This window comes from Parapedobacter brassicae (assembly GCF_051400755.1).
GTDB lineage: Bacteria > Bacteroidota > Bacteroidia > Sphingobacteriales > Sphingobacteriaceae > Parapedobacter.
Genome location: NZ_JBLFFL010000001.1, coordinates 848,706 through 872,158 on the forward strand (window position 1 = coordinate 848,706; position 23,453 = coordinate 872,158).

The window sequence follows — 23,453 nt, forward strand, 5'->3', positions numbered from 1 at the left end:
TATGGCTATTTTAAGCAAAGAAGAAGCACAAGCAATATTGACTAAGGTACTGAGCTTTTCCACGGCCGATGAATGCGTTGCCTCCCTGGGGGGCAGCGACGACGGAAATATCCGCTATGCCAACAATGCCGTATCAACTGCGGGTGCGGCGAGCACGATGAGCTTATCCGTGAGCTCTGTATATGGCAAAAAGGTAGGATCCGCCAGTATCAACGAATTCGACGATGCCTCCTTGAAAAAGGCGGTGGCACGCTCGGAAGAACTGGCGCGGCTCGCACCGGAAAATCCGGAGTACATGCCCATGCTGGGTCCACAGACCTATGATGAGTCGCTCACGTATGTCCAAAGCACTGCGGCCATCGATCCCGCCGGGCGTGCCGACATGGTGGCCCAAAGCATACAGGTATCCAAAGGCGAAAACCTGGAGGCTGCCGGGTTCTTGAATAACAGCACAGGATTCAGGGCCATGATGAATTCCAAAGGTCTTTTCGCCTATAACAATAGCACGAACGTGTCCTTTTCGGTAACCATCCGCAACCAGGAAGGTACCGGATCGGGCTACACCAGCAACAGTTTCAACGACGTAAACAAGCTGGATACCCTCGCGATGAGCAAGGTCGCCGCTCAAAAGGCTAAAACCTCGGCGGGCGCCAAAGCCATCGAGCCGGGCAAGTATACGGTGATATTGGAGCCGCTGGCCGTCAGCGATCTGGTGGGATGGATACTGCGCGGATTTGACGCGCGGAGCGCCGACGAGGGGCGGAGCTTTATGAGCAAAAAGGGCGGCGGTACACGTTTGGGCGAGCAGCTCTTTGACGAGCGCATCAGCATCTTTTCGGATCCTTTGAATCCCGATTTGCCCTCATCGACGTGGGACGGTGACGGCCAACCGCTGAAAAAGACCACCTGGGTAGAAAACGGCGTAGTGAAAAACCTGGCCTATTCCCGGTACTGGGCGGCGCAAAAAGGCGTAGACCCGCTCCCTTCAAGCTGGGGCATGATCATCCCCGGAGGCAGCTCCTCGTTGGAAGAGATGATCAGCAGTACCGAAAGGGGCGTCTTGGTCACCCGCTTCTGGTACATCCGTTCGGTAGATCCGCAGAGCCTGCTCCTCACCGGACTGACCCGCGACGGTACGTTTTACATCGAAAATGGGCGGATCCAGTTCCCCATCAAGAATTTCCGGTTCAACGAAAGCCCCATCATCATGCTCAACAATGTGGAGGACCTGGGCAAGACCCAACGTTCGGACAATATCATGGTACCACCCATGAAAATCAGGGACTTTACATTCACTTCCCTGTCCGACGCCATCTAGTTCACCGCGTTGACAAAAAACGAAGGCCGTCCGAGAACGCATATCCGGACGGCCTTTTCTGTTGTCTTCAACGATCGCGACCTGCCCGCGATCTACTGTTCGTCTTCAAACTTCCATCGCACAAACGCTTCAATGGCTTCGTACTCAGCCATACCCAAGCGGTCATATAGCCGCGCCGTTTCGCGCGTGCGTTCCTCCGCACGCACCCAAAATTCGCGGGCATCGTCACCCGGAAATACAGGCACATCTTTCTGCGATTGGTGCTTGAAGATGGCATGGCGTTTACGCAGCACCTCATTGGGCGACAGGGGCACCGCCATCTCGATCTCATGGACATCAAACTCATGCCATGCGCCGCGATAGAGCCATACCCAGCAATCTTTGGTCCATTCTTCCGTTTTCCGGAGGCGTTTCATGGCTTCATGGATGATATCGAAGCACACTTTGTGCGTGCCATGCGGATCGGCAAAATCGCCCGCGGCAAAGATCTGGTGAGGCTTGATCCGCTGGAGCAGCAGCATCGTCTGTTGGATGTCATCTTCGTATTCCAGGCTTTTGCTATACTTGCCCCGGTCGTAAAACGGCAGGTTCTGGAAGTGAATGTTTTCATCCGGAAGACCAGCAAAACGGGCCCCTGCAATCGCTTCCCCTTTACGGATAAGCCCTTTCACCGTCAGCAGCTCCGCTGTGTCAATCTGGTTAGGTTTTTTGTCCGCGATAAATTGGCGCGCCTCCTTATACAGCGTTTCCAATTTCTGCGTGTCCATGCCCTGTGACTTGGTAAAGTCGGTGGCGAATTCAATGAAGCGCAACGCGTCATCGTCCCACACGGCCGTATTGCCGGATGTCTGGTACGCTACATGCACCTCATGCCCTTGGTCGGCTAAGCGGATAAACGTACCGCCCATCGAAATCACGTCATCATCCGGATGCGGCGAGAAAATAACGGAGCGTTTCTTCGCCGGCTCACGGCGCTCCGGGCGCTGGCTGTCGTCTGCGTTCGGCTTCCCCCCCGGCCATCCGGTAATGGTATGCTGCAATTGGTTGAAAATATCGATATTGATATGGTATACGGGGCCTTTCTCCGTAGCCAACTGCGCCATACCATTGTTGTTATAATCATCCTCAGTAAGCTTGAGCACCGGCTTACCTAAGTGCTCCGAGAGCCATACCACCGCCTTTTTGATTGTCTTGCCGTCCCAATCACAGTCTTTCACCAACCAAGGCGTGTCAAAGCGCGTCAATTGCGAGGCGGCGTCCACGTCCAGCACAAACTCCACATGATCCGACAGCTGAAGGAAGGTCGCCGGTACATCGGCGGAAATTTCGCCTTCCACCGCTTTCTTCACGATTTCGGCTTTCTTTTCATTCCAAGCCATGAGGATAATTTCGCGCGCCTTGAAGATGGTACCGATACCCATGGTGATGGCCTTGGTCGGCACATTTTCCTTGCCCCCGAAATCACGAGAAGCGTCCCGGCGGGTCAAGTCGTCCAACGTCACCAGCCGCGTACCCGAATTGGGTGCCGAACCCGGCTCATTGAATCCGATGTGTCCCGTACGGCCAATGCCGAGTAACTGCAGATCCAACCCGCCGAGGGCGGTGATCTTTTGCTCATATGCCAGGCAATATTGGTGAATTTCCTCCATGGATAGCGTGCCGTCGGGGATGTGCACGTTTGCCCGTTCGATGTCTACATGGTCAAAGAGCGTGCGGTTCATGAAAGCCACGTAGCTTTGCTCCGAGTCGGGCTGCATGGGATAATACTCATCCAGGTTGAAGGTCATTACGTTTTTGAAGCTGAGCCCTTCTTCCCGATGCAGGCGCACCAACTCTGCATACACTTTTACAGGGGTCGCACCTGTAGCGAGACCAAGGATGGCCTGCTCACCTTTTTCTTGTTTGCCACGGATCAGGTCGGCAATACGCTTAGCCACGGCCAACGATGCCGCGGATGGGTCGGAGTAAACACTTACGGGTACTTTCTCGAAGCGTGTTTCCTCCAGTAAATTTAATCTTGCCATGTTCGGAATTACGTATAAGGTGAGACGCAAAAGTACTTATATTTGATTATTCAGCAAAGCCAATCCCCACAATTAGGAAAATTGGGCAATCGGTTGCGTTGCAAAAGTGCTTTGATAACTCGGCAAACTGTACTATACTTGCTAAGTGTAGGCAGCCAGTCAAGCCAGCGCTCCTAACGAGCTAATGCTCATTTGTATGACGATCCCAAATGCCCAGTTTATGAAACCTTCATCAAAGGTTCCATCTGACTATTGAAATTAAATTATAACCAGATGAAATATAACCGAAGAAATTTCCTCAAAAACGCTACCCTCCTTTCGGGAGCCGTGGCAGCCTTACCAGCCGCTGCGCGCGAAGCAAGCGTCAACAGCGAAACTCCTACATTTCCCTATCAACCAGCTCGGCCCCAACGTTTTAACATGAGCGGTTATGCCGCCCCCAAAATCGATAAGGTCCGCATCGGCTTCATCGGCCTGGGCCAACGGGGGCCAGGGGCCGTACAACGAATGTCACATATTGATGGTGTGGAAATCAAAGCGCTCTGTGACAAGTATCCGGATAGAGCAACGAAAGCCCAGGGCATCCTCGAAAAAGCGGGACTCCCCAAGGCCAAGGAATATTCCGGTGAGGATGGATGGAAGGATATGGTCGCCAACGAAGAATTGGATCTCGTCTATATCTGCACGCCCTGGCATCTCCATACACCCATGGCGGTCTTCGCTATGGAGCAAGGTAAGCATGCCGCTTCGGAGGTGCCCATTGCCATCACGATCGATGAGTGCTGGCAGCTGGTCGAGACGTCAGAACGGACCAAGAAACACTGCATGATGCTCGAAAACTGCTGTTACGACTTTTTCGAGATGCTCACCCTCAACATGGCGCGCAACGGCCTATTCGGTGAGATCATCCACGCCGAAGGTGCCTACATCCATAATTTGCTCGACCTCAATTTTGACAAAGACGGGTATGCTGACATGTGGCGGCTGCGGATGAATGCAACGCACAACGGCAACCTCTACCCCACCCATGGCCTGGGACCCATCGCTCAATGTCTCGACATCAACCGGGGAGACAAGATGGATTACCTGGTATCGATGTCTACCAATGACTTCTTGATGGCCAAAACGGCCGAAGAAAAAGCAAAAGAAGATGCTTTTTTCCAACCGTTCGTTGGCAAGTCCTACCGGGGCAACATGAACACCACCATGATACACACCGCAAAGGGGAAGACCATGATGGTACAGCACGATGTCACCTCCCCGCGTCCTTACTCCCGCATACACCTCGTCAGCGGCACCAAGGGTGTGGCATCCAAATGGCCTTCGCCCGAGCGCATCAGCTTCGGTCACGAATGGATTAAAGAAGACGAATTGAAAGAACTGTATACCAAATACACCCCGCCGCTTATTCAGCATGTCGGCGAGGTAGCCAAACAGGTAGGCGGCCACGGCGGCATGGATTTCATCATGGACTGGCGCCTCATCGATTGCCTGCGCAATGGTTTGCCGCTGGATCAGGATGTGTACGATGGCGCATCGTGGAGCTGTGTATTTCCGTTGAGCGAACAATCCGTAGCGAAGCGTTCGCGCTCACTGGATGTGCCTGACTTTACCCGCGGTGCCTGGCAGACCAATAAACCGGTAAGCCTGACCTTGGAAGGCGGAGCCACCACCGGCGTGCGGAAAAATAGTTAATGTAATAAACGATAGGCGGGATAAAAGACCCCGCCTATCGTTAAAATTCCAGTCGAATTGCTCCTATACTTAACAATCAGTAAAAAAAGCATGCTTTAATCGAAAATCTGCAATAAAAACCCCCATTCAATTGTAAAATTCCCGTTAAACCGCGCCTTTTACCTTATCTTTACAGTTTTTTAACACAAAATCTCTTGTTCCTAAAACTAACTTTAAATACTTTTGGCGCCGAACATGGAATTGCTGCTGAAATTCATCATATCACTTTGCCTTGCGCTATTCAGCGTAAACCATCAACCTTACGCGCAACAGCATAAACACAGCCGACAGCTTCAGCAAGCCCGCTTTCTTAATGTTCATCATCCACCGATAGGTCATGCTGCCTGGCATCCCCGGCACGTCATTTCCAAATCCACATCATCGGGAAAAAACCAACAAAACCACCGTACGAGCAAACACGACATTGCAGAGGAATACAATGAACTCAACACGTCGAAAAAGCAGTTAGCAACTCCGGTCGCGCTCCTGTTCCTTTGTCTTGGCTTAGCCTTCGGACTTACCTTTAACCTGAAATCCGGCCTGTTTTTCAACGGGCGGCCAACCCCATACCGTGCATCCGACCCGCTCTACATCCGCCTGCGTACCATCCGGGTCTGACTAGCTTCTCCCAGGCAGGCCAGCTAATGTTGCCTGCACCACCTTCTCAATATTTTCCATTTTCACGCCGTAAGTAGCCTTATCGGCATGGCTATGCGATGCGTTAACAGTGTTGACTAAACAATCAAACGAACACAATAAGATGACAACAATTACCAGAACTTTGCTCCTGCTCGCAGGTTTGTGCACCGTGCTGTGCCATACCAGCTGCCAAACAAAAAAAGAAGCCAAACACGAAGAGGAAACGAAATACCTCGTTACCTCCCCGATTAAAAAAGATACCACCGTCACCAAAGACTATGTCGCCCAAGTGCACTCGATACGCCATATCGAACTCCGGGCCCGGGAAAAAGGGTATTTACAGCATATGTTTGTCGATGAGGGCCAGTTCGTCAAAAAAGGGCAACTCCTGTTTCAGATCATGCCCAACCTATATGAAGCCGAGCTCCAAAAAGCCGAAGCTGAGGCTAAGTTTGCCGAGATCGAGTTCGAAAACACCAAAAAACTGGCCGACAGCGGTGTCGTCGCACCCAATGAACTGGCCATGGCCAAAGCCAAATTGGACAAGGCCAATGCCGATGTGGCGCTGTCCCGGGTTCACCTCCAATTCACGGAAATACGCGCCCCATTTGACGGCATCATCGACCGTTTCCTCGTCCGGGAAGGGAGCTTCCTTGATGAAGGAGAGTTACTTACCGAGCTGTCGGACAACAGCCACATGTGGGTGTACTACAACGTGCCCGAAGCCGAGTACCTCGACTACAAGCTGGAAGCCGATCCGGACGACCCCAGCTCAGTGAACCTGCTAATGGCAAACAACCGGTTATTCGACCACCCCGGCGTGATCGGAACCATCGAAGCCGACTTTAACAACGAAACTGGCAATATCCCATTCCGCGCCACGTTCCCTAATCCAGACGGATTGCTACGGCATGGCGAAACCGGCAATATCCGCATGTCCATTCCCATTAAAGACGCCATCATCATCCCTCAGAAGGCCACGTTTGAAGTCTTAGACAAAAAATACGTCTTCGTCATTGACAAGGATGGCATTGTCAAAACTCGGAAAATCACCGTTGGTGAGGATATCGAAGACCTGTTCATCGTGAGCGAAGGCCTGACCGAAAACGATAAAATCCTGTTAGAAGGAATCCGCAAAGTAAGGGATGGCGATCAGATTGCCTACACCTTCGAAGACCCCAAGAAGGTCGTGTCCAACCTGAAATTGTATGCTGAATAACGTAGTGACTAAAATGTAAGAAGATGTTCGATAAATTCATTCATAGGCCCGTACTCGCCATCGCGATTTCCATCGTGATCATTTTTATGGGCATCCTATCCATCAAAACCCTCCCGATATCCCAGTTTCCGACCATCGCTCCGCCGATGGTGGTGGTGAATATCGCCTACCCTGGCGCCAGCGCCAATGTCTTGGTCAACTCCGTACTCATCCCGATGGAAAAAGCCATCAACGGCACCCCAGGCATGAAATACATGACCTCTGATGCCACCAGCGCCGGAGAGGCCACCGTCCAAGTGGTGTTTGACTTGGATGTAGACCCTAACCAGGCGGTCGTCAATGTCAAAACCCGCATCGAGCAGGTCACCAGCCTACTACCCGAACTGGTGCAGCGCGAAGGGATTGTCGTCAGCTACACCTCGCCCAACATGCTGATGTACGTCAACCTGTACAGCGAAGATGAACATGCGGATCAGAAATTCCTCTACAACTTCGCCAATGTGAATATCATTCCCGAAATCAGCCGCCTCAAGGGCGTGGGAAGCGCCAAGATCCTGGGCAGCCGCCAGTATGCCATGCGTGTCTGGCTGAAACCCGACCGCATGCGCGCCTACAATGTATCCACCGAAGAAGTGATGGAGGCCCTACAGGAACAGAGCATCATCGGTTCACCAGGCAGGTTGGGCCAAAGCTCCGGAAAAAGCTCCCAGTCGCTTGAATATGTCCTTACCTATCCGGGTCGGTTTAATCAAACGGAACAATATGAAGATGTCATCATCCGGGCCAATCCCGAGGGCGAACTCCTGCACCTCAGCGATGTGGCCGAAATCGAACTCGGCAGTGAGTTTTACGATATTTACTCCAACTTGGATGGCCACCCGTCGGCCGCCATCACGCTGAAGCAGACCTATGGCAGTAACGCCAGTGACGTCATCGCCGAGGTAAAAGCGAAGCTCGAAGAAATTAAAGCCAGCTCCTTTCCTCCGGGCATGGAATACCAGATCAGCTACGACGTATCCAACTTCCTGGATGCCTCCATTGAGAAAGTCATTCATACCTTGGGCGAGGCCTTCCTCTTGGTTGCACTGGTGGTGTTCATCTTTCTCGGCGATTGGCGCTCCACGCTGATCCCCACGTTGGCCGTACCCGTATCGCTGATCGGCACCTTCATCTTCATGCAGTTTTTCGGGCTTACCATAAACCTCATCACCCTGTTTGCCCTCGTCCTGGCTATTGGCATCGTGGTCGACAATGCCATTGTGGTCGTCGAGGCCGTGCACGCCAAAATGGAAGAAGCGGGGCTTTCACCATACAAGGCCACGGTAGACGTGCTCCATGAGATCAGCGGCGCCATCATCGCCATCACCTTCGTTATGGCGGCCGTATTTATCCCCGTGGCATTCATGACCGGTCCGGTCGGCATCTTCTACCGGCAGTTTTCGATTACCATGGCTACCGCCATCGTGCTTTCCGGTGTGGTAGCGCTGACACTCACGCCCGTGCTGTGTGCGATGATTCTGAAAAATCCGCATGGCAAGCAACGCAGGAAGTCGCCGATCGACAAATTGCTCGATGCCTTTAACCGGTGGTTTGAAAAGCTGACCGGACGGTATGCGCGTCTGCTCGGCAAGATGGTCAGCAAACGGGTGATTACGTTCGGCATCTTGCTGCTGTTCAGCGCCGGTATCCTGGCGATCAATGGCGTACTACCCTCCGGCTTTATCCCCAACGAAGACCAGGGCATGCTCTATGCCATTATCCAGACGCCGCCCGGCTCCACGCTGGAGCGGACGAATGATGTCGCGCGGGAACTTCAGGAAATTGCCGAGCACGTAGAAGGCATCCAATCCGTATCAGCGCTGGCAGGCTATGAGGTACTGACCGAGGGTCGGGGATCCAATGCGGGAACCTGCCTCATCAACCTGAAAAACTGGTCCGACCGCCATCATTCCGCTGCGGAGATCGTCGAAGAGCTGGAAGAGAAAGCACACGAAATTCCCGGTGCAACCATCGAGTTTTTCCAACCACCTGCCATTCCGGGTTACGGTGCAGCCGGCGGATTCTCCCTGCGCCTGTTAGACAAAACCAACACCGGCGACTACAACGCTTTTGAAAAGGTCAACAGTGCCTTCATGGAGGAGTTGGAGAAACGCCAGGAGTTGACCGGTCTATTCACCTTTTTCGCAGCAGATTACCCTCAATACGAACTGGAAATTGACAATAAGGCCGCCATGCAGAAGGGCGTATCCATTGCCAAGGCACTGGATAACCTGTCCATCCTCATCGGCAGTACCTACGAACAGGGGTTTATCCGCTTCGGCAGTTTTTTCAAGGTTTACGTGCAGGCCGCGCCGGAGTATAGGCGACTCCCCGAAGACGTCATGAAACTATACGTCAAAAACGACCGTGAGGAGATGGTGCCTTACTCCTCCTTCATGAAGATCAAGAAAACCCAAGGGCTTAACGAGATCACCCGGTACAACATGTACACCTCATCGGCCATCAACGGTTCACCGGCCCCCGGCTACAGCAGCGGCGAGGCCCTTGGTGTCATCCAAGAAGTAGCGAAGCAAACCTTGCCACGCGGATATGACATTGACTGGCTCGGCTTGTCAAAAGACGAAGTGGCCCGCGGCAACGAAGCACTCTACATTTTTCTGATCGTGCTGGCTTTCGTATACATCGTGCTCGCCGCACAATACGAGAGCTTCATCCTGCCGTTTGCCGTCATCCTATCACTCCCCATCGGGGTATTCGGCGCCTTTATGCTCATCAAATTCATGGGTCTGGCAAACGACATCTATGCCCAGGTCGGCCTCGTGATGCTGGTCGGCCTACTCGGCAAAAACGCCGTATTGATTGTCGAGTTTGCCGTCCAGAAACAGCTGCAGGGTGCCACTATACGCGAAGCCGCCATCGAGGGCGCTAAGGTGCGTTTCCGTCCGATTCTGATGACCTCATTCGCGTTTATTGCGGGGTTGATTCCCTTGCTGTTTGCTACCGGGCCGGGTGCTATCGGTAACCGGACCATCGGTGCCTCCTCTGCGGGCGGTATGCTCTTGGGGACACTGTTTGGCGTACTTGTCGTCCCAGGGCTGTACTATGTATTTGCCAAGCTGGCCGAAGGCCGCCACCTGATCAAAGATGAAGATGAAGTTCCGTTAACCGAAGAAATCGATCACCATGTTTAAGAGAATAATCAAAATAAGTACCTACGCGGCCTGCCTCTCATCCGCCTTCATGGCGTGTAAAACACCAGCGTTGGTGGAGAAAACCGTAAACACCGCCGTTCCCGCGAGCTACAATGGCTCATTGGACACCCTCCATTCGACCACCGTGGCGTGGAAAGACTACTTCAGCGATCCTTACCTCAGCGCGCTGATCGACACCGCACTGAAAAACAACCAGGAGCTGAACATCACGTTGCAGGAAATCGAGATTGCCCGCAATGAAGTCCGCGCCCGGAGAGGGGAGTACCTCCCTTTCGTCGGACTTAAAGCCGGTGCCGGCGTAGACAAGGCCGCACGCTATACGAATATCGGCGCCCTGGAGCATGCCACCGACATCGTTCCGGGCAAGGAAAGGCCGGAGCCATTGCCGGATTTCCTGGTGGGCGCCTATGCCACCTGGGAAGTCGACATCTGGAACAAACTGCACAACGCCAAAAAGGCCGCAGTAAGCCGTTACCTGGCTACCGTAGAAGGCCGCAATTTTGTGGTCACCAACCTGGTAGCCGAAGTGGCAAACTCCTACTACGAACTGCTGGCGCTGGATGCGCAATTGGACATTGTCAAGCAGAACATCGACATCCAAAACAACGTGTTGAAAATTGTCAAGCTGCAAAAAGAAGCGACGCGGGTCACCGAACTTGCCGTACGGCGATTCCAAGCCCAGGTACTCAACACCCAGAGTCTGCAATTCGACATCCAGCAGCGGATGACCGAAACCGAGAACCGGATCAACTTCCTGTTGGGCCGGTACCCACAGCCCATCTCACGGCAACACGGTGTATTCACCGACCTGGTACCCAAAGCCCTCCAGGTCGGCATCCCTTCACAATTGCTGGCCAACCGTCCAGACATCAAACAAGCCGAGCTGGAGCTAGCGGCCTCCAAACTCGATGTCCAGGTCGCCAAGGCCCGTTTTTACCCATCGCTGGGCATTTCGGCTGCGGTGGGTTACCAAGCCTTTAATCCGAAATACCTGCTCAACACCCCTCAGTCGCTGCTCTATTCGCTGGCTGGCGACCTGATGGCCCCGCTGATCAATAGAAACGAGATCAAAGCCACCTATTACAGCGCCAATGCGAAGCAATTGCAGGCGGTATACGAATACGAGCGCACGATCCTGAACGCCTATGTCGAAGTGGCGAACCAACTCTCGAAAATAGACAACTTGCAGCAAAGCTATGCACTGAAATCCAAACAGGTCGATGCACTCACCGAATCCGTATCGATTTCGGACAAACTATTTAAATCTGCACGAGCGGATTACATGGAAGTTTTGTTGACGCAACGTGAAGCACTGGAATCCAAGGTCGAACTCATCGAAACCAAGATGCAGCAATTCGCCGCCACGGTAGCGGTATACCGAGCATTGGGAGGGGGATGGGAATAACCCCACCGGAAACGCCTCACACGGTACCGATAGGTGTGAGGCGTTCCATTCGGTCAACATGCCCGGCTTTCCCGGAGGATTTCCCGGTAAAAACGGATGCTATCTTCCAACTGAGCAATATAGGCTTCCTTATCGTGAATGATTTTATGATACAGGGCTTTCTCCTCGCTGATAAAACGGGCGACGTCATCGTTGTCCATTCCATCCTTACCCAGCAACTGATGCAGGTCCGCACCCAACACTTCGGCGATCTGCCCAAGGCGGTCAATATCGATACGGGTAACCCCGCCCTCGATGTTCTGGTAGGTTTTCAGCGCAATGTGCAGGGCTTCTGCCATGTCAGCCTGTGACAGTCCACGTCCTTTCCTCAACTGCTTGATTTTACCCAAAATGTCCAATTGTGCCATGCCTGCCTTTTTAGGCATAAATCATGCTTAACGAAGCATGATTTATGCGTTTTTTACCTTACATAAACCACTTACCTTTGTTTCAAAGCAAAGGTATTATTTTTTATTAAAAGACTACCAAATTAGTAGATTTTATTTGTCCATGCTGCAAATGGCAGGCACATGATAAGAGGTTTGTTTGTTGTTTAGTGAAAGCGGTGCGTGGCGACACGCGCCGCTTTTCATTAAAAAGCACACCGCAGCGTCACCCCGTACGTCCTGGGATCTCCCAGCACACCCGCGTAGTGGCCCACATTGCCCGCACCGGGCAGCAGCTGCTCAAAATACGCCCTATCCAACAGGTTCCGCGACCACAGGAAAATCGACACGCCATCCGTGGCCCTGAAGCCTAAGCGGGCATTCAGCAGCATATACCCCTCAACCACCAAGTAGCTCGAAGGCGATGGGTTCGACGAAAACAACGAGCGGTAGTAGCCGTCCAATCCCAAAAAGAACTGGCCCTCCTGACCAAATAACGTACCCCTTGGTGTGGCCGCCTCACCACCGAATGAGGCCGCCCAGTTGGAAATGCCCGGCAGCTCCCCGCCCGAAATATCCTTAAACGTCGGCCCTCCCGTTTCTTCCAAAGGCGGCGGCGCATTGGTAAAGGACACATACTTGCCATCGGTATAGGCAAGCGCACCATATAACGAAATGTTATTATTGACCTGTAGATTTCCGTCAAACTCGATCCCCTGCACCCGTACCTGCTCCGCATTGGCCAGGTAGCCCCTGTTGACGGAGAGATCAGCCGTCTGCACCTGTGCCTGATAATCGCGGACATCGGTACGGTATGCGACCAAATTCAATGAAACCTTGGCCGTCGGCTGAGCCTTTACCCCGACTTCGTAATGATTCACCCCTTCGGGCTTGATGACCGCCAGCTCGAGCATCGGTTGGCCGTTGGCACTGGGCAGCCCGCCCAGATTAAGACCTACCGGCTTAAATCCATTCGCGTAGGTGGCGAAGGCGTTGATTCTCTCCGTTACTTTGAAGGCTACGGTCAGCTGTCCCGATACATTGGTATCATCAATATCCGCCCGAAAAGCCTGCGCGCTATACAGCGAATTCTTGAGCGCGATCAGTTCGGGATCATCCGTCTCCAGTCCACCGTAAGGTTCACGGCGGAAGTCGACCGACTTATCGTCATAGTTGAGCCTGATGCCCGGCAATATCCGCAATCGGTCGGTAACCGCCCAATCGACCTGCCCAAAAACAGCCCCGCTGAAGGTGCGCAGGCTGGGATAGGTCTTCATGCCAAACCCGTCAAACAGTCCCGGTGTCTGCCACAGCGGGCTTTCCGAGCTTTGGGAAAACCGCCATTGGTCCCTGCCCGCCTCTTCCGTATGCGCCGGATCCGCATCCAGGGCCTGCCAGAAAGCGAAGACACCCACAACAGCGCTCACCCGGGAAGAAAACTCACCTGCCCACCGGACCTCCTGCGACCATTGTTCATGCCGAGATGGGGCCTGTGACAGGGCAAGGCCCTGCAACCCGAGGAAATCACGGTCGTTCGATGGGTCCCAATTCCAATAGCGCCACGCCGAAGTCGATGTCAGCGTTCCCGGTCCCAGCGCCACGTCCACGTTGGCTGATACACCCCCTAGGTCTTGTCCCGACCGCCACGGCGTATCGTGGTCAATCAGCCGGTCAAACGGATCACGGCTTGGCAACTCATAGCCGAGGTCTGCGATGATCCGCTCGAACTGCCGGTACTCGGCACGCTGCGTTGGTGCCACGCCCGCAAACACTTGCGCATAGCCATCCGGTCGCTGGCGGCTTACATCTCCCGCCAATAGCACTTGCAGCTTATCCGAAGGCGTGTATAGCAGTTGCCCACGTAATCCCAGGTTGTTTAGGTCATTTACCGGCTTTTGCGTGGTCACGTTGTACAGTACCCCATCCCGCTGCGTACCACTGAACGATAATCGCGCCGCCAACTGCCGACCCAGCGGTCCGCTTACGGACGCCTTTGCTTGGATGTAGCCATAGTTGCCGTAGCTCAGTTCAACATTCGCTTCGGGCGTAAAGCTCGGTTTGCGGGTGATCATATTGAATGCGCCCGCTACCGTATTCTTCCCAAATAACGTCCCTTGTGGACCACGCAGCACCTCAATTTGTTCCACGTCAATGAAGTCAAACGTCGTGGCGGCGGTCCGGGCATAATACACCCCATCGACATAAAATCCTACACCGGGGTCTATCCCATCGTTGGTCAGCCCAAAGGTGGTGCCTAACCCGCGGATGCTCACGCCTGTATTGCGGGGATTTGAAGAATACAGCTGTACCGTTGGAATCAACTCTTTCAGCCGGTTGACATTAAACGAGCCGGTTTCCTCGGCAAACGTACCGCTGATCACCGAAACCGGGATGGGCACTTCCATCAACAACTCCCGCCGACGCCGTGAGGTGACCACCACCTCATCCAAACCGGTCGCATTCCGCTCCAGTTCAATCGTCAGCGGACTTTCCGTTGCGATCACTTCTTTCGTTTGATAACCGATGTAAGAAACGATGATCGTCAACGGCAGTTTCTGTCCCGTCACAAACCGAAACCGTCCGCGGCTATCGGTCTTTGTGATGTGGGTGACACCGGCCAGCTGCAAGGTAGCGCCAGCAAGGGGATCCTGGGTTGCCGCATCCAGCACCACACCATCCAGCGTGGCGTTGACCAAGGGTGTGGTCTCTTGAGCATGTACGGAGGTAAACACCGCCGCACCGGAACTTACGAAGACAAGCAGGCCTAATGCCTTTAACTGAACATGTATCGTTTTCAACATAAAAATCAAGATTACGTTCATTGTCGCCACTTCCTTTAGGTTGCTGCATTCGTGCAGGGAAGGGACTGAACAAAAGTATACTTATTCAGTAGACATTAAAAGGCATAAAAACTGCCTACCATAGGCAGAAAGTATGCGCAAAAGGCGGTATTATGGTATAAAAGGGAAGACCTCGCTCTCGGTATGTGATGCCTCCATAAAGGTTTCTATCTGCTGTACAATGTCGGGATGGCTCGCAGCGACATCATGTGTCTCGGCCACGTCGCTCTCCAAGTCGTACAATTCAATGGGCGCCTGCGGATCCGTTAGCACGTTGAGCCGTACACCTTTCCACTTTCCGTATCGGACAGCCTGTTTGCCTCCCCGTTCGTGAAATTCCCAATAGAGGTAGTCGTGTTGTTTTGGTTGTTCGCCTCCCAACAGTGTGCCCGCAAACGAAATACCGTCCACGTTTTCGGGTGCCTCGCCCCCGGCTAGTTCCACAAAGGTGGGCAACAGATCCCAAAACGCTCCAATGTGTGCGTTGGTTTGATTAGACTTGATTTTGGCCGGCCACCGGGCGACGAAAGGTACGCGGATACCGCCTTCGTAGAGATCGCGTTTGAACCCCCTAAGCCCCCCTCCGCTGTTGAAAAACTGGGGGTCGGCACCGCCTTCTACATGCGGACCGTTATCGCTGCTGAACACGATCAGGGTTTGCTCATCAATGCCCAGCTCCTTTAACCGCTCAACCAATTGCCCGACGTAAACGTCCAGCCGGCTCACCATGGCGGCAAAGGTGGCGCGCGGATAGGGTTGCGAGGCATACCCGCCGGGCTTGGCCCCACTTCCATAATCGTCGCCTTGATGCGGGGTTTCCGCAAATGTCCCCTTATAGCGGTCAAATAGCGAGTCGTCCGGCACCAGCAGTTCCGCATGGGGAAGGATGTATGGCAGAAATAAGAAGAACGGTCGTTCCTTGTTTTCGGTCACGAACGACAGCGCTTCCTGCTGGATCAGATCGGGCGCATATTGCCGTTGGTATTCCAAGTTGCCATTCTCTTCGAGGATTACCTTCTGATCATTGTGCCACAGGTGCGTGGGATAATAGCGGTGTGCCAAGGATTGGCAATTATAGCCATAGAATTGGTCGAATCCCTGCTTGTTGGGGTCGCCCTCGGAGCCGACCGGGCCTAACCCCCATTTGCCGAAAGCTCCGGTGGTGTACCCCTGTGCCTTAAGCGCTTCTGCGAGCGTAAACAGGGAATCCGGAATGGGGTATTGTCCTTCCGGTTCTACCCCTTTGTTTCCCCGGATAAACGTATGGCCGGTATGCTGGCCGCTGATCAGGGACGAGCGCGAAGGGGCGCATACGGTAGTCCCCGCGTAAAATTGTGAAAAGACCATCCCTTCCCGGGCCAAACGATCAAGATTGGGTGTCTTGATCCGCTCTTGTCCGTTAAACCCGACATCGCCATAACCCAGGTCATCGGCCAGGATAAAAATAATATTGGGTTTTTTGCTGGCCTGGGCAGATACCGCAACCACACTCAGTATTCCACATACGATTAACAGTAGCCTAATCATCGATCTATTTGTTTTGGTATCCTTAATTTACTTGGTACGCAGGCAAGCCCTTCCACCAGTCCAGCATGCTGGCCGTAAACCGCCTTACCAACGCTTCATTTTCAGCCGCCACATTGTGGCTTTCCGTTTGGTCTGTTGCCAGGTCATACAGTTCTACCCCGCTGCCATCGGCATTCATCAAAAACTTCCAGTTTTTTTCCCGCATGGCCAGTGCCGGGCTCCGGTTCTTCCCTTTCGGGTAATTAAAGGCGGTATCATTCCGGCCATATTCCCAGTAGATCGCTTTCCTCCGCCGTGACGCCTTTCCCAACAGGGCATCGCTCCGGTCTTCTCCGTCCGATCGGTAATGCCGATCTGGCCTTGCGCCGGCCATGCGGCAAAACGAGGGGAGCAGGTCATTGGCCGCGATCACCGATGTTGAATCGACTGCCCGATTGATTTTACCCGGCCAGCGCACAATGAATGGAAGCCGTATGCCGCCTTCGTATAAGGACAGCTTGCTGCCGCGCAACTGCTTGGATCGGTCCTGCCTGAAATTGGGCATGGGACCGTTATCGCTGGTAAAAATCACCAGCGTGTTATCGTCAATGCCTAATCTTTTCAATCCCTCCATCAGGCGACCGATTTGGCGGTCGTATTCCGCCAACACGGCGGCAAAGTTCGGTTCCCCTTGAAAGCCTTCGCGCAATCCCTCGGCTCCCTCAGGCACCCACGGGGTGTGCACATCATCCGGCCACAGGTTGATGTAGCAGGGCTTGCCTTTGTTTTCTTCAAGAAAGCGCAGGGTTCTGTCTACGAAGTATGCGGTGCGGTCCCACCGTTTGATGCTGTCCTGGTCACTCCATATCCAGTCGGTGGCGGTGAGCAACGGATCCGGATCCGGACTCTCATAGGTGCTGGCCCATTCATCGAAACCGTATTGGTCGAAGTTTGGTGCCTCCGTCACATCCCGCCCCCCACCCATGTGCCACTTGCCGAAATGGGCGGTGGTATAGCCAGCGGTTTTCAGGAATTTGGCAACAGTCGGTGCACCCGGATCCAAAAAATCCTTCTGCTCGGCGTGCCGATTGGCCTCCTTGTTATTCAAAAATGTCGTAAAATTCCACCTCCCCGGCGCCATGCCCGTCAATAGACCGACGCGGGAAGGCGAGCATATGGGTGCGGCGCTGTAGTAATTCGTAAAACGGATACCCTCTTCCGCCATTTTGTCGATATGGGGGGTACCGTACGGACCGCCATAGCTGCTGATATCCCCGTATCCCATGTCATCTGTCAGGATCAGAATGATATTCGGTTTCGTTGTTTCTTGTGCCGTGAGGGGCATGTTCGACGCCAGAAAGGAAAACAGGATGATCCAGACCGGTTTATTCGTTATGGTGTGATGCATGTTCAAAATAGTTACCCAAAAAGCAACCAGGCAATGGCCAGTGTCACTAATATATTAAATGACTGTGCAATTAGGAACGCCCAAAAAGGCTTGATATTGTTGTTGCCGAACAACTCCTTCACGTTTGTCTCCAAGCCGATGCTGGTAAACGCCAGCGCAAACCAAAGCCCTTGCAAATTCTTGATGCCCGATTTCACCTCGCTCACCGTGCTGGCATCCAGTACAAATGAAAACAATAACGATGCGGCGAGAAACCCAAGGACAAATTTTGGAAAACGCTCCCAGATGATGCCCAGCCCAGGCTTTTCCACTTGCGCTCCCATCGGTGTGCCGCGATAAGTCCAATAAATGGAAATGGCAAGAGCAGCAACACCCAATAGCACGTTCTGCGAAAACTTCACAATCGTGCTGATTTCCAACGCCCGCTCACCCACCAAGCTGCCCGATGCCACCACTGCACCTGTCGTATCGATGCTCCCGCCAAGCCAGGCGCCGGTCACCTCTTCCGATAAGCCGAGCATACGGGCAAGGTAGGGCATGCCGATCATCATCGGTATCGCCGTAATCAACACCATCGAAACGACGTATGATAGTTTTTTCGAATCGCCTTTGATGGCTCCCGAAGTCGCAATCGCCGCCGAGACACCGCATATCGATACCGCACTGGAGATCATCATGGTCAATTCCTCATCTACTTTCAGCTTCCGGCATAGCCAAAAGGCAAAATACCAAACGGACAATACCACGATGAGCGATTGCACCAACCCCAACGAGCCTGCTTTGAGGATGTCCGAAAAAATCACACCGGTACCCAGCAACACCAAGCCGATCTTGACCAGCAATTCGGCATTCAGCGAATCTTTGAACCACGTTGGCAGCTTAAACAGGTTGCCGATCAGCAACCCAATCAGCAAACTGAAGATCACCGCCTCCAGTCCGAGGTCATTCAAAAACGCATTACCGGCCAACAGCAGCGCCCCGATGGTCAGGGCAAACACGATGGGAAACCCCAGTAACTGCGGCTGGATGGGCTTGCCCGTCACGACCGCACCGATGACTACGATGGCATAGGCAAACAGAAACTGATAGACGGCGCTGAGTCCGTTCGTCGCGGAAAACAGGGAACCCAGTTCAGGGCCATTCGCCCATTGATAAGCCGGGGTGGGAATCGTAAGCCCCCAAACCGCCAGCGCGATAATGATAAATCCCAACAGGACGACCGCCCAATCTTCGGTAAGTTTCATCGGTTTAAAAAATATCTTTCAATGCCTGTTTAGCAGCATAATACCCCCCCATACCGTGCACGCCCCCACCTGGCGGCGTCGATGCCGAGCAGAGATAAACACCCTTGGCCGACGTGCGATAAGGCGAGAACCGCAAAGCAGGCCGGTTGAACAGCTGGGCGATATTGACCACGCCGCCATTGATGTCCCCACCGATATAGTTTGGGTTATACGCCTCCATTGCCGCGGTATTGAAGGTATGTGTAGCCAATATGGTATCCCGGAATCCGGGAGCGAAACGCTCCACCTGACCGGTGATCGCTTCGGTCATATCCGCTGTCGATCCATTCGGCACATGGCAATAAGCCCAGCCGGTGTGCTGCCCCTTGGGGGCACGCGAATCGTCAAATACGCTCTGCTGTGTAAATAAAACGAATGGTTTATCCGGATGCCGGCCCTGCCAGACCTGCCGCTCCCCATTGGCCACCTCCTCGAATGCCCCCCCTAGGTGCACGGTCCCTGCCGCCCGAGCAGCATCAGCGGTAAAAGGCACCGGTTCGCGCAACGCCCAGTCTACCTTGAATACCCCCATCCCATACCGGTGCCGATTCAGTTGCCATCGATAAAGCCGGGACAGCCTGTCCCCGCAGATGCGCAGCAGCTGTTTGGGCGATACGTCGAAGAGTACCGCTTTGGCGTCGGGCAGCTCGTCCAGCGTCCGGACCTCCACCTTCGTCTGTATGGTTCCCCCCAACGATTCAAAGTAAGCTCCCAGCGCATTGGCAATGCCCTGCGATCCGCCTTTCGGTATCGGCCATCCACTGCGGTGGCCTGCGATGGTGAGCACAATCGCAATGGCCGATGAGGTCAGCGCTTCCAGCGGGATCATGCTATGGGCCGCGATGCCTGACCATAGGCCCCTGGCTGCTTTGGTGCGGAAGCGGGCCGCGATCCCTTTGCCCGACTGGAGGGATTTCAGGCCAAATGCGGCCAGCGCAAACGGATGGGTTGGAATCTTCAGCATCGGCCCTAAGATATGCGTGTCAATAAGCGGCCAGTTTTCAATCAACGGCTCAAAAAGCCGCCGATAAGCAATGCCATCCGCTCCCAGTCCAGCTACGGTCTCATCGATCGACTGGTATAAGGCGGCCGCGGTGCCATCGTCAAACGGATGGGCAGCCAGCACGTCCGGATGGATATACGCTAGCCCAAATTCGTGCAGGGGCAATGACCGCAGGAAAGGAGAAGCCGCGCCCATCGGATGGACGGCCGAGCACACATCGTGGTGGAATCCCGGCAGCGTCAACTCGCTTGTCCGCATCCCGCCACCGATGGTTTCCTTGGCTTCCAGCAATAGCACCTGCAAACCCTCCTGCTGCAACGTGATGGCAGCCGCCAGGCCATTGGGGCCTGAGCCTACTACGATGGCATCATATGTTGTAGGAAGTATTGCCAACGCTTCAGGGATTGGATGGCCGTTCTTTTAGGGGACCCGTGTACCGCCGTTCACCCGCCCTGATGGCGATTGACAGGTTGTTCTCCGCTGGCGGCACCGGGCAGCGGTAGCCGCTGCTGTACGCGCAGTACGGGTTATAGGCATCATTGAAATCGATGACGAGCTGCCCATTGCGGATATCGGCCGTCGACAGGTCGATATAACGTCCGCCGCCGTAGGTCTCCTCGCCATTTGTCCCATCGGTAAAGGGCAAAAACAGGTGGTTGCGGTAAGCCGAGTCGGCAAACAACGCCACGCTCCGGTACAGCGTCAATTCCACAGGTTCGCCATGGAACCGGAACCTGGCCTTGGCGTACCGCACATATTCCTTACTCGTTCCGTCAGATGTCGGGATCCGGAAAGGCTGCTCATTGATCAGCAGCTCAACAGTCGCCTGCACACGGTATGTGCTGTCCGGGTCATAATAATGAAGGTACCCCGTATCAGCCGCGCTCAGCGGTGCTCCGGGATCTTCAGCAAAGTTTGCGGCCTTGGCCTCCCGGAACGCCAGGATGTTATCGCGGTAGGTCTGCGCCATCCCGAGAGGAATGCCGACGATCGATAAGATGAAGCATAAATGCGCGATGCGTAACGAAAAGACCATACGCAAACTTAGTTAAATTTGCGGTACATGCAAACTACTGCCGGTCTTTCAGTAGTTCCATATCGCGCGAAGTCGCCCAAAGCATCAGCCACGTGAGCGCCGCGTTATAGACGATCAATTCAAAGCCAATGACGTATGCCGTGTAGGGTACTAGCACATAGGTATTCACCACATAGCATACGATCGGCGATAATAAGCAGATGTAAGGCACCAGCCGATCGGTTACCTGCCGTTTGGTGAGGATGCCGAAAGCGAAGAGGCCCAATAGCGGACCATACGTGTAGCTGGCGGCGGTGAAAATAGCGTTTACCACCGAATCATCGTTGATCACGCGAAACACCAAGATCACCAGGAGCATGACTATCGAAAATGCGAAATGCACCCGGTTGCGCGTCTTCACCAGCGCCCTATCGTTGGGATCAAGCTTTTTATTGAAATTGAGGAAATCCACGCAGAAAGAGGTGGTCAGGGCAGTCAACGCCGAATCCGTGGTGGCAAATGTGGCCGCGGTAAGCCCCATCATAAAAATAATGCCCGGCACGATCGCCAGGTGATGCAACGCGATTTCTGGATACAGATAATCGGGCGTAGGCAACCCGGCGACGTCGATCCCCTTCTGCTCCGCATAGATATAGAGCAGCGCGCCTACGGCCAGAAAAAACAGGTTGATGACCACAAAGATGCCCGTAAACGTCAGCATGTTCTTCTGGGCTTCGCCGATGGTTTTCATGCTCAGGTTTTTCTGCATGAGGTCCTGATCCAGGCCGGTCATGCCGATGGTCACAAAGATACCGCCGATGAAATGCTTCCAGAAATGCATCTTATTGCCCAGCAAATCCTCCCAAAAAAACAACTTGGAATAGCTGCTCTCCTTCACCGTTTCAAGCGTTTCCATCAGCCCCAGCCCCAGGCTATCCGCCATGAAATAGATGGATAGGACCACGGCCAGCACCAGAAAAAACGTCTGCATCATATCGGTGATGATGATGGTTTTCAGTCCACCTTTGTTGGTGTACAGCCAGATCAGCAGCAGACAGATGATGATGGTCACGGCAAAGGGCACGTTCCATGCATCAAAGATAAACCGCTGCAATACGATGGCTACGAGGTATAGGCGAAAGGCGGAGCCGATCGTGCGTGATATCAGAAATATCATCGCCCCGGTCTTATAACTCCGGTGCCCCAGCCGCTCCTCCAGGTAGGTATAGATGGACGTGAGGTTCATCCGATAATAAAGGGGCAACAACACATAGGCGATGATCACAAAGCCAACCGCATTGCCCAGTATGAATTGGAAATAACCGAAGTCGCTATTGCCCACCGCGCCCGGCACCGATATGAAGGTCACACCCGACAGTGCCGTACCGATCATCCCGAAGGCGACCATATACCACTTGGCGCTCCGGTTGGCCACGAAGAAAGTCGCATTGTCTGCTGACTTGCGCGAGGTAAAATACGCTACACTAAGCAGCAAACAGAAATAAACGACGAGAAAGAGCAAGAGAACAGCAGGTGTCATGTCGCTTCGAGATTAATGATCCGTCACGCGGGAATGCTCGATCGCCTTGCGCACACTACCGTACTTTTCCAATAAATCCGATGCCGTTTGCGCATCGATTCCGGTTTCCTCCATGATGATCCGGATGCCGCGGCTGAACAGTTTGTTGTTCGTCAGCTGCATGTCTACCATCTTATTCCCTTTCACCCGGCCCAGCTGGATCATCACCGTCGTGCTGATCATGTTCAATACCAGCTTCTGTGCCGTCCCGGCCTTCATCCGCGTCGATCCGGTGACAAACTCGGGACCTACGATCACCTCTATCGGATATTTAGATTCGGCAGCGATAACCGTATTGAAGTTGCACACGATACAGCCCGTCACCAGTCCCGCGGCATTCGCCTTGTGAAGCCCGCCCTGTACATAGGGCGTGCCGCCCGATGCCGCTATACCGATGACCACATCTTTGCTGTTGATGCCATATTCCTGCAAATCGATCCAAGCCTGCTCCTCGTCATCCTCGGCAAACTCCACGGCCTTGCGGATGGCGGTATCACCACCGGCAATGATCCCGATAATCCAGTCATACGGCACGCCGAATGTAGGTGGGCACTCCGATGCATCCAAGATCCCTAAGCGGCCGCTGGTGCCCGCGCCGATGTAAAACAGCCGTCCGCCCTCTTTCATGGAAGCCACCGTCGCCGCTACCAGGCGTTCGATCTGCGGAATGGCCTGCTGCACCGCCAAGGCAACCGTCTGGTCCTCCTTGTTGATATTCGCCAATATCCCACCGACAGACATCTTGTCCAAATCTTGGTAATTCGATTCTTTCTCCGTAGTGTTTGTCATCTCGCTCTCTTATTGTATTTAATTTATTTCTTAGTGATTGGTGACCGGTGTTCT

Annotated in this window: 16 protein-coding genes; 6 read left to right on the forward strand and 10 right to left on the reverse strand. The window is 53.7% G+C overall.

Going from position 1 to position 23,453, the window contains the following annotated elements; all coding sequences use genetic code 11:
- Position 1: 1 nt before the first annotated feature.
- Positions 2-1,318: a TldD/PmbA family protein gene (locus ACMGDE_RS03505; RefSeq protein ID WP_436831370.1), complete on the forward strand. Its 1,317-nt coding sequence runs from the start codon at positions 2-4 to the stop codon at positions 1,316-1,318.
- A gap of 92 nt (positions 1,319-1,410) precedes the next feature.
- Here ACMGDE_RS03505 and nagB read toward each other — a convergent pair whose 3' ends face one another.
- Positions 1,411-3,342 (reverse strand): glucosamine-6-phosphate deaminase, encoded by a 1,932-nt coding sequence (gene nagB, locus ACMGDE_RS03510; protein ID WP_436831371.1) that lies wholly within the window; start codon positions 3,340-3,342, stop codon positions 1,411-1,413.
- Between the two features lie 273 nt (positions 3,343-3,615).
- On the opposite strand from nagB, the gene ACMGDE_RS03515 reads away from it, so the two are divergent.
- From ACMGDE_RS03515 to ACMGDE_RS03535, 5 genes are all read left to right on the forward strand, one after another.
- A complete protein-coding gene (locus tag ACMGDE_RS03515; RefSeq protein ID WP_436831372.1) occupies positions 3,616-5,037 on the forward strand; it encodes a Gfo/Idh/MocA family protein in 1,422 nt (473 codons plus the stop codon).
- 222 nt (positions 5,038-5,259) lie between these two features.
- Positions 5,260-5,694, forward strand: coding sequence for a hypothetical protein (locus tag ACMGDE_RS03520; RefSeq protein ID WP_436831373.1), 435 nt, complete (start codon positions 5,260-5,262; stop codon positions 5,692-5,694).
- 142 nt (positions 5,695-5,836) lie between these two features.
- Positions 5,837-6,934 carry an efflux RND transporter periplasmic adaptor subunit gene (locus ACMGDE_RS03525; RefSeq protein WP_436831374.1) on the forward strand — a complete coding sequence of 366 codons (1,098 nt, stop codon included), beginning with the start codon at positions 5,837-5,839 and terminating at the stop codon, positions 6,932-6,934.
- 23 nt (positions 6,935-6,957) lie between these two features.
- On the forward strand, positions 6,958-10,125 hold the full coding sequence (locus ACMGDE_RS03530; protein WP_436831375.1) for an efflux RND transporter permease subunit: 3,168 nt from the start codon (positions 6,958-6,960) through the stop codon (positions 10,123-10,125).
- Complete coding sequence (locus tag ACMGDE_RS03535) at positions 10,118-11,551, forward strand: TolC family protein (RefSeq protein ID WP_436831376.1); 1,434 nt, start codon at positions 10,118-10,120, stop codon at positions 11,549-11,551. The genes ACMGDE_RS03530 and ACMGDE_RS03535 overlap by 8 nt, the downstream gene beginning before the upstream one ends.
- Positions 11,552-11,604: 53 nt before the next feature.
- Here ACMGDE_RS03535 and ACMGDE_RS03540 read toward each other — a convergent pair whose 3' ends face one another.
- The 9 genes from ACMGDE_RS03540 to murQ form a co-directional block, all read right to left on the reverse strand.
- The gene (locus tag ACMGDE_RS03540; RefSeq protein WP_436831377.1) at positions 11,605-11,976 is read right to left on the reverse strand and encodes a helix-turn-helix domain-containing protein; all 372 of its coding nucleotides are present in this window, start codon (positions 11,974-11,976) and stop codon (positions 11,605-11,607) included.
- Positions 11,977-12,182: 206 nt separating this feature from the next.
- Positions 12,183-14,777: a TonB-dependent receptor gene (locus tag ACMGDE_RS03545; protein WP_436831378.1), complete on the reverse strand. Its 2,595-nt coding sequence runs from the start codon at positions 14,775-14,777 to the stop codon at positions 12,183-12,185.
- A 150-nt stretch (positions 14,778-14,927) separates the two neighbouring features.
- Entirely contained in the window at positions 14,928-16,343 is a 1,416-nt protein-coding gene (locus ACMGDE_RS03550; protein ID WP_436831379.1) for an arylsulfatase, read from the reverse strand.
- A 22-nt stretch (positions 16,344-16,365) separates the two neighbouring features.
- Entirely contained in the window at positions 16,366-17,730 is a 1,365-nt protein-coding gene (locus ACMGDE_RS03555; RefSeq protein WP_436831380.1) for a sulfatase-like hydrolase/transferase, read from the reverse strand.
- A gap of 11 nt (positions 17,731-17,741) precedes the next feature.
- Entirely contained in the window at positions 17,742-18,974 is a 1,233-nt protein-coding gene (locus ACMGDE_RS03560; protein ID WP_436831381.1) for a YeiH family protein, read from the reverse strand.
- Between the two features lie 4 nt (positions 18,975-18,978).
- Complete coding sequence (locus tag ACMGDE_RS03565; RefSeq protein WP_436831776.1) at positions 18,979-20,403, reverse strand: phytoene desaturase family protein; 1,425 nt, start codon at positions 20,401-20,403, stop codon at positions 18,979-18,981.
- 10 nt (positions 20,404-20,413) lie between these two features.
- Positions 20,414-21,052, reverse strand: coding sequence for a DUF1684 domain-containing protein (locus ACMGDE_RS03570; RefSeq protein ID WP_436831382.1), 639 nt, complete (start codon positions 21,050-21,052; stop codon positions 20,414-20,416).
- Positions 21,053-21,086: 34 nt separating this feature from the next.
- Entirely contained in the window at positions 21,087-22,571 is a 1,485-nt protein-coding gene (locus ACMGDE_RS03575; protein ID WP_436831383.1) for a sodium:solute symporter, read from the reverse strand.
- Between the two features lie 12 nt (positions 22,572-22,583).
- Positions 22,584-23,399 (reverse strand): N-acetylmuramic acid 6-phosphate etherase, encoded by an 816-nt coding sequence (gene murQ / locus ACMGDE_RS03580; protein ID WP_436831384.1) that lies wholly within the window; start codon positions 23,397-23,399, stop codon positions 22,584-22,586.
- Positions 23,400-23,453 lie beyond the last annotated feature (54 nt).